Genomic DNA, 15,838 nt, shown 5'->3' with positions numbered 1-15,838 from the left:
ATCTGAATAAGAACTGAATTATGAATAAAAAATATACCTTAATTTCAATCTCCATTCTGACCGCACTTTATAGTCAACAAAGTTTGGCAGATCTGCATGCTCAATGCTTACTCGGTGTGCCTCATTTTACTGGGGAAGTCGTAAAAGGTGATGTTAATAATTTGCCGGTTTATATTGAAGCAGATAAAGCAGAGATTAATCAGCCAACTCAGGCGATTTATCAAGGTAATGTGGATTTGAAACAAGGAAACCGCCATCTGGTCGGAAATTCAGTTGAGGTCAAACAAACCGGTGAAGGTAAACAAGCACAGCGTTGGGCTTATTTACGCGGTGGATTTGATTATAAAGACAATCAAATCAACCTATTAGGTAATGATGCGAGTTTTAATTTAGATAATAAAAACGGTAACGTAACCGATGCAGACTACCAACTTGTAGGACGTCAAGGTCGCGGTAAAGCACAAGAAATTGAGTTAGGTGATAATTACCGTTTAATGAAAAATGCGACATTTACCTCTTGTTTACCCGATGATAATGCTTGGGCGGTAGATGCCTCTGAGATTCGTCAGCATATTAAAGAAGAATATGCCGAATTTTGGCATGCACGTTTTAAAGTGTTAGGCGTGCCAGTGTTCTATACCCCTTACTTGCAATTACCAATTGGTGATCGCCGTCGTTCAGGTTTATTAATGCCAACCGTCGGTCATTCTAGCCGTGATGGTTATTGGTATAAACAACCGATTTATTGGAACATTGCGCCAAATTATGATGCCACAATTGTACCCAAATATATGTCACGCCGTGGCTGGCAATTAAATGGTGAGTTCCGTTATTTAACACCCGTTGGTGAAGGTAAATTTGCAGGTGAATATTTAGGACGTGATCGTTATGATAAATACACCAGCGATAGCCGTAAGCGTCATTTATTCTATTGGAATCACAGTTCTTCTTTTCTTGAAAACTGGCGTTTAAACGTTGATTACACCAAAGTCAGTGATAAACAATATTTCACCGATTTTGATTCTGATTATGGTGACAGTACTGATGGTTATGCGAACCAGTATGCACGTATTGCTTACTATAAACCAAATTACAACTTTGCGATTTCAGCACGTCAATTCCAAATTTTTGATGAGGTTTCTGTGGGACCTTATCGTGCGCTGCCACAAATCGACTTCAATTATTACAAAAATGATTTGGCAAACGGCTGGGTTGATTTCAAATTATTCTCACAAGCAGTACGTTTTGATAATGATAGCGCCCTGATGCCAACCGCATGGCGTTTTCATGTTGAGCCAAGCTTGGCAACGGCAATGTCAAATAAATATGGTAGCTTAAATATTGAGACTAAACTTTATGCAACGCATTATAACCAGAAAAAGGGCTCTTCTTCTGCTGCAGAAGAGGTACAAAAATCCGTAAATCGTGTATTGCCACAATTAAAAGTAGACTTACAAACAGTTTTAGCCACCAACAAAACTTTATTTGATGGCTATACACAAACACTGGAACCACACGCACAATACTTATATCGACCATATAAGGATCAAAGCAATATTGGCTCCAAGTTAGTTAATGACTATCTTGGCTTTGGTTATGACTCCGCTTTAGTTCAGCAAGATTATTATTCATTATTCCGCGATCGTCGTTATAGTGGTTTAGACCGTATTTCATCTGCAAACCAGGTGACAGTGGGGGGAACAAGCCGTTTTTATGATAAAAATGCCGATGAGCGTTTTAATTTCTCAGCAGGGCAAATTTATTATTTAACCGCGTCCAGAATCGATGATAATCCAAGTAATCGTACACCAAAATCCTCTTCTTCTTGGGCATTGGAATCTAACTGGAAAATTAGTAATAAATGGAATTGGCGCGGTAGCTACCAATATGATACGTTGCTAGATAAAGCATCATTGGCAAATAGCAGTTTGGAATTTAACCCGATGAAGAGCAATCTGATTCAGTTAAATTATCGCTACGCAAGTAAAGAGTATATCAACCAAAACTTAGGTGCGTCTGCTAACCGTTACCAACAAGATATTAAACAGGTTGGTGTCGTAGCGGCATGGGAAGTCTCAGATAACTGGGCGCTTGTCGGAAAATACTATCAAGATATTGCGTTGAAAAAACCAGTTGAGCAATATGTGGGTGTACAATATAACTCGTGCTGTTGGTCTGTTGGCGTAGGAGCGAGACGTTATGTGACGAGTCGTCAGAATCAACGTAACGATCAGGTGGTTTATGATAACAGTGTTGGCGTTACCTTTGAATTACGAGGCTTAGGTGAAAATGACCATCAAAGCGGTATTGAAGACATGCTGAAGAAAGGTAAACTTCCTTATATTCAAGCATTTAGCTTATAGTTAAATGAATAAAGGCTACCGAAAGGTAGCCTTTTTGTTTAGAAGTGCGGTTAAAAAAGACGACGATTTTTGACCGCACTTTGCTTATTTTTTTCGTTTTGCTCGAGGATGGGCTTGATCATACACTTCTGCAAGATGTTGGAAATTCAAATGCGTATAAATTTGCGTAGTGGACAAATTGCTGTGTCCTAAAAGTTCTTGAACTGCACGCAAATCTGAACTCGCTTCCAGCATGTGAGTGGCAAACGAGTGACGTAATTTGTGTGGGTTTAGATGACTATTTAATCCTTGGCGAATGCCCCAGGTTTCCATTCGTTTTTGAATAGAGCGATGAGTGAGGCGATTTCCCTGTTGGCTCACAAAAAGGGCTTCATCTTTAGGATTAAATAAAGGGCGTACTTTCAACCATTGTTGAATTGCGTGAGAAGCATAACGCCCAAAAGGCACAATACGTTCTTTGTTTCCTTTACCAATCACTCTCACTTCACGTACACGAGTGTTAATACTATTGAGGTTTAATCCTTGTAATTCAGATAAGCGAAGCCCCGAGCTATACATCAATTCCATCATCGCACGATCACGCAAATCAATAGGATCTTTGCTGTCATTTGAAAGCAATTTTTGGACCTGTTCAGCATCAATATTTTTTGGTAAATGTTTGCCTTGTTTCGGCGCTGAAATACCCGTTGCCGGATTCACTTTCATTTGACCTTGCTGCACAAGATAGCTGAAGAACTGACGAAGGGCAGATAAACGTAATGCTAAGCTCTTTTCTTTTAAACCTTGCTTACGGCTTTCCGCCAAAATAAGACGAACCACACTAGGATTCACTTGCTGCCAGTGCTGAATACCTTTTTCAGCCAAAATCGCTAAAATCGCATCCAGTTGATGTTGATAATTAGTGAGCGTATGTGGGCTTACTTGGCGTTCAATTCGCAAGTAATCCCAATATTGATTGAGGAGTGTATGCATTAGAGAGTTAATTCAAACAAACTTTTTTTCGTGTTTAGTTTAAATCCTTCGCGTTCTAAAATACTCTGTTGGGCTTGGCTTAATTCTGCCACTAAACGATTAGATTGTGTATAACGGACAAACTCTTTCGCTTTAGAAATAAGAGCAGCATAAATCTCGGCTTGATGTTTATCTTCTTTTACAAAAATATCGGTTAATTGCCAATAGCGTTGTAGTTGTAAAGAGGATAAGCGAGGATAAAGTTGAACAAAACCAATCGCCTGTGAGTTTTCGTTTACAGCAACAAAAAACATGCTTTCATTAAAACGTATACGATTCGTTAAAAAGGTTAAAGTGCGGTCAGGATTTTCACTCATTCCGTTGGCAAGTCGATAGGCTTCAAAGAGTGGAGCAAGCACTTCTATATTCCATTGTTCGGCTTTGAAAATTTTCATTGTTACCAGACCTATTTTCCGTTTATTTATAAAATTATTTATTTTTTATCGGTTCCGTACCGTAGATTGTAGCTTTTTAGCACAAAATAATCATCATTTACCCAAAAAAATTTTCAAAATGTGATTTTGCACAAAGAAATCTGTTCAAAGTTTGGTATAGTAAACACACTTTTTATTTATTCAATATGGAGAAACAAAAATGGCACGTCGTCCTTTAGTGATGGGTAACTGGAAATTAAACGGTTCCAAAGCGTTTACCAAAGAATTAATCGAAGGATTAAAAGCAGAATTACATGATGTAACAGGTTGTGATGTGGCAATTGCCCCACCTGTTATGTATTTAGGTACGGCTGAAGCAGCACTTTCTGGTTGTGGTTGTAGCTGTGGCGGTAAAAGTGTGATTCAGTTAGGTGCACAAAACGTAGATATCAATGTGAAAGGTGCATTTACTGGTGATATTTCTAGCGAAATGTTAAAAGATTTTGGTGCTAAATACATCATTATCGGTCACTCTGAGCGTCGTACTTACCACAAAGAAAGCGACGAATTTGTAGCGAAAAAATTTGGTGCATTAAAAGAAGCAGGCTTAGTACCAGTATTATGTATAGGTGAAACTGAAGCTGAAAACGAAGCAGGCAAAACTGAAGAAGTATGTGCGCGTCAAATTGATGCAGTCATCAATGCATTAGGTGTAGAAGCATTTAATGGTGCAGTGATTGCTTACGAACCAATTTGGGCAATCGGCACTGGCAAATCAGCGACCCCAGCACAAGCACAAGCTGTTCATGCATTTATCCGTGGTCATATCGCAGCAAAATCACAATCTGTAGCAGATCAAGTGATCATTCAATACGGTGGTTCAGTAAATGACGCTAATGCAGCAGAATTATTCACTCAACCGGATATCGATGGTGCATTAGTGGGCGGTGCTTCACTTAAAGCGCCTGCGTTTGCAGTAATCGTGAAAGCAGCTGCAGCAGCGAAAAACTAATTTTTCTTGTTCTAAAAGAAATAAAAAAGTGCGGTCAATTTTAACCGCACTTTTTTTATATTCTAAATCTTACCTATCGACCATTTCGTTCAAAGAACAAGACAGTTGCGGCAACGCGTGAGTGAACGTTAAGTTTACGAAGTAAGTTACGAATATGTACTTTAACCGTTTCTTCAGAAATGAAAAGCTGACCTGCAATTTGTTTGTTGGATAAACCAGTCGCGATTAAACGTAATACATCCATTTCACGATCGGTGAGTGAATCCATTGGATCAACAGTATGTTTGCGTTCTAAAAGAAGATTTTTAATCGAATCACTTAAAATCACTTCACCTTGTGCAATACGTTTAATTTGCTCAAGCAGCACATCTGGCTCAGTATCTTTCAATAAATAGCCATCAGCACCCGCATCGATGAGTGTGAAAATATCATTTTTCGCATCAGACACGGTTAAGATCAAAATTCGCGCATCAACACCTTCTGCACGCAAGCCTTTAAGAGTATCTAAACCTGAAAGACCTTTCATATTAAGATCTAAAATGATTAAATCGGGCGATTCTTGAATCGCAATGGAAATGCCTTCTGTACCGCTTCCTACATCAGCGACAACTTCAAAATTCTCTTCTAATTCAACTAATTGCTTGATACCACGACGCATTAATGGATGATCGTCGATAATTAATACTTTTAACTTTTCTTGCATAATATTCTCCAAGAGATAAGCGGACACTATTCTATTGCCTAAAGGCAAAACATCCACTGCCTTAGATTACTTCTCAATAGATTTTCGACCGAGGGATTCTATCGGGATTTTACCTATCTTCCAATGCATATTTGCAGATAAACTTGATTTATCTCAAACAATGCTTGTTTTGATGTCGCTATTCGCAAGTCCTTTTGCTTTTAAATTTGAACGGCATAATACGCATGCCGCTTTCTGTCGAGTGCAATTGATAAAATTGCGGATAATTAAAATTCCGTTGCACCATTTTATACGGATTTTCACAATCATTTGAGCCTAGCGATTGATAAATACGATTTATTTCGCGTACTTTATCATCTTTCGAACCTTCACATTGGCGATAAATTTCGAGACGGTTCTTCTCATCTAACAAATAGACGTTAAAGCTATTATCGGCATTATCTTCAAAGAAGAATTGTAAAAAACCTTCACTGGCAAACACATCAATTTCAGGTGGATACCGACGTGCTTCTGGGATAATTTCCTTCTCTTCCAACTGGGTTGGTAAAACGTCTTCAAAATTGTCCGCACTTTCTTTTCCGCCTTCAATAGGTTGCAAGCTGATCCCTTTTTCTTCAAAAAAGAATTGCCAGTTTTTCCCCGCTACACGCAGACGAGAATGAGTTGTTGGGCGGCTATCCCCTAATTGAATGCTGATACAACGGTTTACGAGTACACTCACCAAGTTTCGTAATGTGCGGTTGTAATGTTTACTGTAACAGAAAACCTGCACAGAACGAGGCTGATTCACCCCTTGATCAATTTTATTAGAAAGCACTTTTAAGGCAAGCAAAATCGCATTTTGTCCTTCAAAATGTAAGGTTCGAATTTCATTCCACACATTACGGTAAGTGAAATCAATGCTTCCTACCAAACTCTGTTCTAACTGACCAAAACTGAATAAATCACTTGGCGAAATATTTGATTTAAGCTCTTCGACTTGTGCGGTTGGGTCATTCACCAAATTCACCGCAATAAATAAATCACGGATTTCGCACTGTGAAGAAAGTGCCTCATTTGTTGGAACTTGGCTATTTGTATGCGGAAAAAACAATCGCAAATCAGCTACAAAATTACGTAAAGTCAGTTGGTCGATATTTTGGCTGATTAAGTGCAAATGGGTTTCAGCCGTCAACAAGCGATTAAAATAAGCCCATGCGACAACTTTATTTAAACTTTCACCATATTCAATCACGCGTTCTTTCGAGAACATAATGTGGTGCGGTGGCTGATTTACCATATACCAACCATCTTTAAAGCGCTTATTGCCGTGAACTTCGATGAACGTGAGGTGTTCTTCTGTTAAGTTATAGGAAATTTGTGAGTTTAGTAACGTAATTTTACCCGGCAATTCTTCAAAAGCAGTATAAAGTTTACGAGAAAGCACCGTGATATCTTGCGGAATTACGCTAGAGTTAATTTTATGTTTACGCGCAAAATCCACCAGATTCCGATAACTCATCATCAAGAAATTCACCAAATTATTGTGACTTTCTTTCACCCGTTTAATTTTCCAATTTGGACGATGATCTAATTCTTCAATACGTTCTTTTGACCAACCCCATTCTTGGGCCATCATTTTCATATAAGAAATACGCCAGTTTGAGGCGTGATATAACGCAAAGTCTTCCGTCGCTTTCACGTAAAAACAAGAACGTACGAAATCAAGACGCTTAAATTCTGAATGTGCGGTCAAATATTGGCTAATTCTCTCTAGAATCGCAATATAAGGATCGAAATGATGTATAGCCGTGCTGTGACCAGAAAGCAAATCCTCTTTAAATTGGCGAGCAATTAGCTGGGCATTTGGATATTCTTGAGCATAGGTTTCCAACAACAAGATTTTCATCACCGATTTATAAGGTGAATCAATACCTTTATAAAGCTGCCATAAGCTTGCACCAAAATATTCACTGGCTGAGAATTGCCCTAATCCACCGAAATCCACCCAATCATTTAAATTAAGCTCACCAGCCGCGACTAAACGCGCAACTTCGGCCTCATATTGTTTTTCATCTTCCACCCACAAGTGGAGCCACAATAATGGCTTGCCAGCAAGACGTACAGCGGAGCGATAAAATTCTTCCAGTAACAGCATATATTGGGCAGAACCACTGTTTTCTTTAGTTAGTGGATCGGAATAACGTTCGTTACGGAAACGTTGTTGCGTCATCAAATAGAAATGCATTTCCACATGAAATGTCGATGCCCATTGGCTGATTTTCTTCGTTTTTTCTGCTAAGCGCTGCTGTTCTTGTTCAGATAAATCATCTTGATGGCAGATCCAAATATCCAAATCAGAAGCTGAAGTTTGGCTAATGGAGCCAAAACTGCCCATCACATAAATACCTAAGATCTGCGCAAAAACAGCATCAGAATTGACCGCACTTTGCACGGCTTCGACAAGTTCGGGATGTTCTTTTGAGAGAAAATTTTGCTGATAATTTGAAAGAGTAAAATCGGCAATGCCTGCCGGGGCATCTTCCACATAACCCGGCAGAGCAGGATGATTAAGATGCAACAACAGCGGCACTAAAGAGACGATGTGTCGGAATGCATCACCTGAGCCCAATAATGCACGATCAAAACGACGTTTATCTAGAGTTTCGATACATTTTCGGGCTTGAGTGAGATCGTATTTCAAGGCTTCCTACCTATGACCATATAACTGGCATTACTGTACCACTTAGCTCATCAGAAATCAAAAATTTAAATGATCTGACTTTTTGCCCTAAAAATGGTAGCATAGGGCATATTTCTATTTAAAATCAGCGGTATTTATGGCAGTACTTAAAACCTTAAAAATTGCAACCCGTCAAAGCCCTTTAGCACTTTGGCAGGCAAATTTTGTGAAAGATCAATTAGAAAAATTTCACCCAACGCTTTCTGTTGAATTAGTTCCAATGGTAACGAAAGGCGATGTAATCTTAGATTCTCCTTTAGCTAAAATTGGTGGAAAAGGCTTATTTGTTAAAGAGTTAGAAAACGCTTTACTTGAAAAACGTGCTGATATTGCCGTCCATTCAATGAAAGATGTGCCTATGGAATTTCCAGAAGGTCTGGGCTTAAGTGTGATCTGTAAACGTGAAGATCCGCGCGATGCTTTCGTGTCTAATACATACCGTTCATTAGATGAATTACCGCAAGGCGCTATTGTCGGAACATCAAGCTTACGTCGTCAATGCCAATTAAAACAATTACGCCCTGATCTTGATATCCGTTCCTTGCGCGGCAATGTGGGAACCCGATTAAGTAAATTAGACAATGGCGAATACGATGCCATTATTTTAGCCTCAGCTGGCTTAATTCGTTTAGGGCTAGCGGAACGTATTGCCTCGTTTATTGAAGTGGAACAGTCGTTACCGGCTGCCGGACAAGGCGCGGTGGGCATTGAGTGCCGTGTTGATGATGAAGAAGTGAAAGCATTGCTTGCGCCACTTTCCGATGCCACTACGACAACTTGTGTTTTGGCTGAGCGAGCAATGAACACGCGCTTACAAGGTGGTTGCCAAGTGCCAATCGGTGGCTATGCCATTGAGCAAAATGGCGAAATTTTCTTGCGTGCACTCGTCGGAGAAACTGATGGATCTGCGATTATTCGCGCGGAAGGTAAAAGTGCGGTTGAAAATGCCGAAGCATTAGGCGTGACCATTGCTGAACAACTTCTAGCACAAGGCGCAGATAAGATTCTGGCGAAGATTTACTCAGCATAGGTAATCACTATGGCCGTACTAGTCACTCGCCCCGATGAACGAGGAAAAACCCTAGTTGACCAGCTGAATCAAGCCGGTGTGGTTGCCTTGCATTTGCCTTTGCTTTCTATTGAAGCAGGTGCTGAGTTGGCACAATTACCGACGAAACTTAATCAGCTAAAAAGTGGTGATTATGTGTTTTTGGTTTCAAAAAGTGCGGTCGATTTTGCGGATAAAACCCTGAAAGATATTGGCTTTAGCTGGCGTCAAGATTTACAATACTTTACAGTTGGGCATAGAACGGCACAGCATTTTTCCTGTCAAACTGAATGTACTGTTCGTTATCCAATAACGTCGGAAAATACTGAAGGTGTATTAAATTTACCGCAAATGGCAGAATTAACAGATAAAAACTTGTTAATTTTACGTGGCAACGGTGGACGAGAATTACTACGTGAACAGGCCACACTACGCGGTGCAACTGTTGAGACGGTCGAATGTTACCAACGCACGCCGATTAGTTATAATAACGAAGAGCAAACCAGTATTTGTATTCGTTCTGGTGTGCAAACCCTTGTGGTCACGAGCCTTGAAATTTTGCGGGCGTTAATCGAATTTGTGCCTGAAAATGAACAAAATTGGCTAAAAAATTGCTGTTTAGTCACGGTAAGTCAACGCATTGCGGATGTCGCAGTACAACAAGGTTGGCATAATGTGGTGGTTTCCGCTGGTGCGGACAATCAAAGTTTACTTAATACCTTACTTAATGAAGTAACTCCCCTTTCTCACTAAGGAAAAGATATGGCGAAAGAGAAATTAACCCCTGAAACGACAGATGAAATCCAAGAAACAGATGCAGTGGAAATTCAAACTGAAGATCGCGAGCCTGTTGCGCCACGTACACAAACTGTTGTGAAGAAAAGTGGTACTGGATTAAGTTTATTGGCTATTCTCATTGCACTTGGCGTGGGTGGTGCAGGTTATTATTTTGGCCAACAAAAAGTGGATGAATTCCAACAAAAATTGACCGCACTTGAAGCTCAAATCAATAATAAAACGGTGGTTTCAGCACCTGCTCAAGAAGTAAAATTTGATACTACACAGCTTGCTCAGTTAGAGTCTGCGAATAAAGCAACGCAAAACAAAATTGCGCAAGTAGAAGAGCTAATCAATGCCAAATCACATGAGTTAGTTGGCTTACAATCACAAATTAATAAAGTGAGCGCACAAGCTAATGCTCAACAGCCTACTGATTGGTTATTCTCAGAAGCAGATTTCTTGCTCAACAATGCATTGCGTAAATTAGTGTTAGATAATGACGTGGATACAGCGGTTTCACTCTTAAAACTCGCTGATGAAACTCTTGCTAAAGTGAATAACTCACAATCTGCGGCTATCCGTAGCGCAATCAATCAAGATCTGAAACAACTTCTCTCCGTAGCTGGCGTGGATCAAAATTCGGTCATGCAAAAATTATCGCAATTAGCTAATACGGTTGATGAATTACCTGTGTTAGATGTGAATTTCGGTGATGACCAAAATGCAACAAAATTATCAGATTCCCTGTCTGACTGGGCGGAAAATGCAGAAAAAAGTGCGACCTCATTCTTGAATCACTTTATCCGTATTTCACCGAAACATGGTGCGGATCGCAAAGAATTATTAGCGCCAAACCAAGATATCTACTTGCGTGAAAACATTCGTTTACGCTTACAATTAGCGATTATGGCAGTGCCTCGTCAGCAAAATGAGCTTTATAAACAATCTTTAGAAGCCGTTGCATCTTGGATTCGTAGCTATTTTGATACCAATGCTGAAGTGACTCAAAGTTTCTTAAAATCAGTGGATGAATTATCTGAAGTATCCATCTATGTAGATGTACCAAGCCAATTACAAAGCTTAAGTATGCTTGATAAGTACTTAAATCGTACACCTTTAGATGTGCAGAAAGTGGAAATTGAAGCAGAAAAAGCGCTTGATAATTCACCAAGAAAAGAAGAAGTAAAACCAACACCTGAAGCGAAAGCGGAAGAGCCAAAAGCTGAAGAAAAACCCGCTGAAGCACCAGCTGCACAACCGGCAACTGAACCCCAACAATAAGGATAGATAATGTTTAGAGTTCTTTTTTTAATGATCGCCTTACTTGCCGGATTGATTGCAGGGCCTTATCTCTCCGGTCAGCAAGGTTATGTCAGAGTTGAAACGGCAAACACCATATATGAAATGTCACTCACCACATTAGTGATTCTCTTTGTGGTCACACTTGCAGTGATTTATTCGTTAGAGTGGTTGGTTACCCGTTTCTTCCGTTTAAGTAGCAATACCTATAACTGGTTTTCTCTCCGTAAACGTGTGAAAGCACAACGTCAAACCCTTGAAGGCTTGATGAAAATGAATGAGGGCGATTATGCCAAAGCAGAAAAACTGATTGGTAAAAATGCGAAACATTCTGCAGAGCCAGTATTAAATCTGATTAAAGCCGCTGAAGCTGCACAGCAACGCGGTGATGAATTCAGCGCGAACCGTTATTTAATTGAGGCGACTGAGCTTGCAGGTTCAGATAACCTAGTCGTCGAAATTGCTCGTACCCGTATTTTATTACAACAAAATAAATTACCGGCTGCGCGCAGTTCCGTCGATAGTTTGCTTGAAATGTCAGATCGCAACAAAGAAGTATTAAAACTTGCAGCTGAAATTTATAGCCGCTCCAAAGCTTATCAAGCTTTAGATGAAATCTTAGATTTAATCGAAGGTTCAGGCTTATTCTCAGCTGAAGAATTTAAAGCGCTTCAACAAGAAACAGAAAATGGCTTGTTAGATGAAAAAATGAATGAAGAAGGCGTTGAAGGTCTGCTTGCATGGTGGGAAGCTCAACCACGCCGTCGTCGCAATGACTTAGAGTTAAAAACAGCTTTAATTCAGCGTTTAATTGATTGTAACGATCATGAGTCAGCTTATGAATTCACGCTTGAAATCATGAAAAAATTGGGTGATAACACCCCAATTAGTCCTGAGCTTTGCACGCAAATCACTCGTTTACAAGCAGAAGATAACAGCAAACTGCTTAAGTTAGTGGAAAAACGTGCAAAACGTGCCGATGAAAGCCAACGTTGTTGTCTCAATCGTGCATTAGGCTACCTTTATGTGCGTAATAATGACTTCGCTAAAGCAGCAGAAGCATTTAAAGAAGTCACTGCTTGCCCAACCCAGCTTCAACCAAATGATATCATGATGGCGTCTTATGTGTTCGAACAAGCGGGCGACAAAGCGGCAGCGGAAAAAATTCGTCAGGACAGTTTAAAATCAGCCATGTCTATTCAAGACAAACCGGCTGAAATACAAGATGAACCAAAAACAGACGAAGAACCAACCGCACTTATTGCGAAACGTGATTAAAATAAACAAAGACGGAGCTGAATAAAGCCCCGTCTTTTTCATTCCTAATCACCACTTATTTCATTTAAAACCAACTTCTTATTACATTTTATTATAAGTAATAAATTTCCATTCTTTTCTCACCGATTCAAAATTTTTTACTATATCGCTACGCAAACGATTAAATCATGAAAAATGAATTGGGATTATATTTTAAGTGTCACACCACGTTTTGTTCATGCCACACTGATGACGCTTCATCTCGCCTTTTGGGGCATTTTATTATCGCTGGTGATTGGTGTGATTTGTGCTGTGATTATCACCTACAAAGTCAAATCATTAACTTGGCTAGTAAAAGGCTATATTGAGCTTTCTCGTAATACGCCTTTATTGATTCAAGTGTTTTTTCTCTATTTTGGGCTGTCTAAAATTGGCCTGAAATTAGATGGGTTTACTTGCGGCATTATCGGCCTGGCATTTTTAGGTGGAAGCTATATGGCAGAAGCCTTTCGTGGTGGTCTGGAAGCGGTATCAAAAGGGCAAATTGAATCAGCCTTAAGTATTGGTCTAACCCCTTTTCAAGCTTTTCGCTATGTAATTTTCCCACAGGCCTTTGCGATTGCGACACCTGCAATCGGAGCAAATTGCTTGTTCTTAATGAAAGAAACCTCGGTGATCAGTGCCGTTGCCGTAGCCGAACTGATGTTTGTGGCGAAAGAAGTCATCGGGATCGATTACAAAACCAATGAAGCCTTATTTTTATTAGTGGTGTTTTATTTGATCATTCTATTACCGATGTCTCTGTTCATCGGTCATTTAGAACGCCGTACTCGGAGAGCAAAATATGGGGCTTGAGTTATTATTCCAAGGCAGCAACATTGAACGCTTGCTCAATGGTTTATGGGTGACAGCTGAAATTGCATTCGTTTCCGTCTTCTTCGCCTGTATTTTAGGTGTGATTTTTGGCGTAATCATGACAAGCAGAAATCCCATTATCAAAGCCATTTGCCGCTTTTATTTAGAATTTATACGTATCATTCCATTATTAGCGTTACTTTTTCTCGCGTATTTTGGTTTGGCAAAATGGTTTGATATTCACTTAGATGGCATTTCTGTATGTATTTTGGTGTTTATTTTCTGGGGAACAGCAGAAATGGGCGATTTAGTGCGTGGCGCCTTAACTTCTATTGAAAAACATCAAGTGGAATCCGCCTACGCTTTAGGTTTAACGCCGTTTCAAACCTTTGTGTATATTTTACTTCCGCAAAGTTTAAAACGTGTGACACCAAGTGCTATTAACCTCTTTACTCGCATGGTAAAAACCAGCTCTTTGGCGATGTTAATTGGTGTAGTCGAAGTGATTAAAGTCGGTCAACAAATTATCGAACATTCATTATTTAGTAATCAATCGGCAGCGCTTTGGATTTACGGTGTTATTTTCGGTTTATATTTTGTGATTTGTTACCCACTATCCTTATTTTCCCGTTATTTAGAAACCCGTTGGGAAAGTTAATTTTAATTAGGAAAACACATGGCGTTATTAGAAATTAAAAACCTCGTCAAAAATTACGGTGATGTAGAAGCACTCAAAGGCATCAATCTTTCTATAGAGAAAGGCGAAGTTGTCGTTATTTTAGGTCCATCTGGTTGTGGTAAAAGTACTTTTTTACGCTGCCTAAATGGACTAGAGGAAATAAAGCGCGGTCAGATTTTGCTGCAAAATGCAGGAGAGTTAGGTAAAGACATTCCTTGGGTCAAAGCGCGTCAACGCATTGGGATGGTATTCCAAAGTTATGAACTATTCGCTCATTTATCAGTAATTGACAATATTTTGCTCGGTCCTTTAAAAGTACAAAAACGCGATCGTGCAGAAGCTGAAAAACAAGCCGATGAGTTACTTAAACGTGTAGGCCTATATGATCGAAAAAATGCCTATCCACGTGAATTATCTGGTGGACAAAAACAGCGCATTGCCATTGTTCGTTCACTTTGCATGAACCCTGAAATTATTCTGTTCGATGAAGTGACCGCTGCCCTTGACCCTGAAATGGTACGTGAAGTACTTGATGTAATCTTAGGTCTCGCCAAAGATGGCATGACGATGCTCATTGTTACCCATGAAATGAACTTTGCTCGCCAAGTGGCTAATCGCATTGTGTTTATGGATAAAGGGCAAATTATTGAACAAGCAAAACCGGAAGATTTCTTCACGAATCCAACCACGGATCGTGCGAAAACATTCTTAAATATCTTAAATTATGAACCGAGAGGGACAAACTATGAAGAAAACATTTAAAACATTGACCGCACTTTTAGCTACTGCCACTTTGGCATTTGGCTTAACCGCATGTAATGATAAAGAACCGGCTAAAGACGGGGCAAAAACAGTTTCAAGCCTTGAGCAAATACAAAAAGATGGCAAAGTGCGTATTGGTGTATTTAGCGATAAACCACCATTTGGTTATGTCGATGTGCAAGGCAAAAGCCAAGGCTTTGATGTCGAAATTGGTAAAGCGATCGGTAAAGATTTATTAGGTGATGAAAACAAAGTGGAATTTGTTTTAGTGGATGCCGCAAACCGTGCTGAATACTTACTTTCTAAGAAAGTTGATATTATTCTCGCCAACTTTACTGTAACCCCAGCACGTAAAGAAGTGGTGGATTTTGCGAATCCATACATGAAAGTAGCATTAGGTGTCGTTTCAAAAGATGGTTCTGTGATTACTGACCTTGAACAATTAAAAGGCAAAACTTTAATCGTAGATAAAGGTACTACTGCTGATATTTTCTTCACCAAAAACTATCCAGATGTGAAATTATTGAAATTTGAACAAAATACCGAAACCTTTGAAGCCTTACGTGATGGCCGTGGTGATGCATTATCTAATGACAATACCTTCTTATTCGCTTGGGCAAAACAAAATCCAGGTTATACTGTGGGCGTAAAAAACTTTGGTGATCAAGATGTTATTGCACCAGCTGTTCGCAAAGATGCTCCTGAATTGTTAAATTGGTTAAACAACGAAATCCAAACCTTAGGCAAAGATGGGCGTTTAAAACAAGCTTACGAAAAAACCTTATTGCCAGTTTATGGTGATACCGTCAGCGAAAGCGATATCGTGGTTGAATATAAATAATTCTCCCACATTCACTTCTCCTTTAGTCCAACTCAAGGAGAAGTGAAAACTTACTAAGTTTTGACCGCACTTCCAATTTTAAATGCGAAATATGTTTTTTCTAGATATATGCCTATTTTACCCTTCAACAGC

14 protein-coding genes are annotated in these 15,838 nt (G+C 39.6%); 10 read left to right on the top strand and 4 right to left on the bottom strand.

The genetic code is table 11. The features are described from left to right. The first annotated feature begins 20 nt into the window (after window positions 1-20). Entirely contained in the window at window positions 21-2,363 is a 2,343-nt protein-coding gene (gene lptD, locus QP437_RS05220; RefSeq protein ID WP_285267186.1) for an LPS assembly protein LptD, read from the top strand. Window positions 2,364-2,447: 84 nt separating this feature from the next. On the opposite strand, the gene xerC is transcribed toward lptD, so the two are convergent. Next, a complete protein-coding gene (gene xerC / locus QP437_RS05215; protein ID WP_049366628.1) occupies window positions 2,448-3,335 on the bottom strand; it encodes a tyrosine recombinase XerC in 888 nt (295 codons plus the stop codon). Further along, a complete protein-coding gene (locus QP437_RS05210; RefSeq protein WP_197556173.1) occupies window positions 3,335-3,769 on the bottom strand; it encodes a GNAT family N-acetyltransferase in 435 nt (144 codons plus the stop codon). Before QP437_RS05210 ends, xerC begins: the two co-directional genes overlap by 1 nt. Before the next feature lie 199 nt (window positions 3,770-3,968). Between QP437_RS05210 and tpiA the strand changes: the two genes are divergently transcribed. Then, complete coding sequence (gene tpiA / locus QP437_RS05205; RefSeq protein ID WP_285267185.1) at window positions 3,969-4,760, top strand: triose-phosphate isomerase; 792 nt, start codon at window positions 3,969-3,971, stop codon at window positions 4,758-4,760. A 73-nt stretch (window positions 4,761-4,833) separates the two neighbouring features. Here tpiA and QP437_RS05200 read toward each other — a convergent pair whose 3' ends face one another. Continuing rightward, window positions 4,834-5,463, bottom strand: coding sequence for a response regulator (locus QP437_RS05200; RefSeq protein WP_005694852.1), 630 nt, complete (start codon window positions 5,461-5,463; stop codon window positions 4,834-4,836). 178 nt (window positions 5,464-5,641) lie between these two features. Further along, window positions 5,642-8,146: a class I adenylate cyclase gene (locus QP437_RS05195; RefSeq protein ID WP_285267184.1), complete on the bottom strand. Its 2,505-nt coding sequence runs from the start codon at window positions 8,144-8,146 to the stop codon at window positions 5,642-5,644. Between the two features lie 136 nt (window positions 8,147-8,282). Here QP437_RS05195 and hemC point away from each other — a divergent pair, with 136 nt between their 5' ends. From hemC to QP437_RS05155, 8 genes are all read left to right on the top strand, one after another. After that, on the top strand, window positions 8,283-9,215 hold the full coding sequence (hemC, locus tag QP437_RS05190; RefSeq protein WP_197556157.1) for a hydroxymethylbilane synthase: 933 nt from the start codon (window positions 8,283-8,285) through the stop codon (window positions 9,213-9,215). Between the two features lie 9 nt (window positions 9,216-9,224). Next, window positions 9,225-9,986 carry a uroporphyrinogen-III synthase gene (locus QP437_RS05185; RefSeq protein ID WP_285267183.1) on the top strand — a complete coding sequence of 254 codons (762 nt, stop codon included), beginning with the start codon at window positions 9,225-9,227 and terminating at the stop codon, window positions 9,984-9,986. A gap of 9 nt (window positions 9,987-9,995) precedes the next feature. Beyond that, on the top strand, window positions 9,996-11,294 hold the full coding sequence (locus QP437_RS05180) for a uroporphyrinogen-III C-methyltransferase (protein ID WP_285267182.1): 1,299 nt from the start codon (window positions 9,996-9,998) through the stop codon (window positions 11,292-11,294). Window positions 11,295-11,303: 9 nt separating this feature from the next. Beyond that, on the top strand, window positions 11,304-12,590 hold the full coding sequence (locus tag QP437_RS05175; RefSeq protein WP_285267181.1) for a heme biosynthesis protein HemY: 1,287 nt from the start codon (window positions 11,304-11,306) through the stop codon (window positions 12,588-12,590). A 174-nt stretch (window positions 12,591-12,764) separates the two neighbouring features. Beyond that, window positions 12,765-13,424, top strand: a complete 660-nt coding sequence (locus QP437_RS05170; RefSeq protein WP_285267180.1) for an amino acid ABC transporter permease — start codon at window positions 12,765-12,767, stop codon at window positions 13,422-13,424. Continuing rightward, entirely contained in the window at window positions 13,414-14,082 is a 669-nt protein-coding gene (locus tag QP437_RS05165; protein ID WP_285267179.1) for an amino acid ABC transporter permease, read from the top strand. Before QP437_RS05170 ends, QP437_RS05165 begins: the two co-directional genes overlap by 11 nt. Before the next feature lie 18 nt (window positions 14,083-14,100). After that, a complete protein-coding gene (locus QP437_RS05160; protein ID WP_049356852.1) occupies window positions 14,101-14,865 on the top strand; it encodes an amino acid ABC transporter ATP-binding protein in 765 nt (254 codons plus the stop codon). After that, the gene (locus QP437_RS05155) at window positions 14,849-15,706 is read left to right on the top strand and encodes a cysteine ABC transporter substrate-binding protein (protein ID WP_285267178.1); all 858 of its coding nucleotides are present in this window, start codon (window positions 14,849-14,851) and stop codon (window positions 15,704-15,706) included. Before QP437_RS05160 ends, QP437_RS05155 begins: the two co-directional genes overlap by 17 nt. Window positions 15,707-15,838: the final 132 nt, after the last annotated feature.

Source organism: Haemophilus sp. UMB1048, assembly GCF_030218125.1.
Classification (GTDB): domain Bacteria; phylum Pseudomonadota; class Gammaproteobacteria; order Enterobacterales; family Pasteurellaceae; genus Haemophilus_D.
Note: the sequence above shows the minus strand (reverse complement) of the source record. Positions and strands in the feature narration are given on the sequence as shown.

Coding starts and splice junctions, on each gene's coding strand:
- QP437_RS05185 (WP_285267183.1), top strand. CDS start 9,225: ATGGCCGTACTAGTCACTCGCCCCGATGAACGAGGAAAAACCCTAGTT.
- QP437_RS05210 (WP_197556173.1), bottom strand. CDS start 3,769: ATGAAAATTTTCAAAGCCGAACAATGGAATATAGAAGTGCTTGCTCCA.
- QP437_RS05180 (WP_285267182.1), top strand. CDS start 9,996: ATGGCGAAAGAGAAATTAACCCCTGAAACGACAGATGAAATCCAAGAA.
- QP437_RS05175 (WP_285267181.1), top strand. CDS start 11,304: ATGTTTAGAGTTCTTTTTTTAATGATCGCCTTACTTGCCGGATTGATT.
- xerC (WP_049366628.1), bottom strand. CDS start 3,335: ATGCATACACTCCTCAATCAATATTGGGATTACTTGCGAATTGAACGC.
- lptD (WP_285267186.1), top strand. CDS start 21: ATGAATAAAAAATATACCTTAATTTCAATCTCCATTCTGACCGCACTT.
- QP437_RS05155 (WP_285267178.1), top strand. CDS start 14,849: ATGAAGAAAACATTTAAAACATTGACCGCACTTTTAGCTACTGCCACT.
- QP437_RS05170 (WP_285267180.1), top strand. CDS start 12,765: ATGAATTGGGATTATATTTTAAGTGTCACACCACGTTTTGTTCATGCC.
- QP437_RS05200 (WP_005694852.1), bottom strand. CDS start 5,463: ATGCAAGAAAAGTTAAAAGTATTAATTATCGACGATCATCCATTAATG.
- hemC (WP_197556157.1), top strand. CDS start 8,283: ATGGCAGTACTTAAAACCTTAAAAATTGCAACCCGTCAAAGCCCTTTA.
- tpiA (WP_285267185.1), top strand. CDS start 3,969: ATGGCACGTCGTCCTTTAGTGATGGGTAACTGGAAATTAAACGGTTCC.
- QP437_RS05165 (WP_285267179.1), top strand. CDS start 13,414: ATGGGGCTTGAGTTATTATTCCAAGGCAGCAACATTGAACGCTTGCTC.
- QP437_RS05160 (WP_049356852.1), top strand. CDS start 14,101: ATGGCGTTATTAGAAATTAAAAACCTCGTCAAAAATTACGGTGATGTA.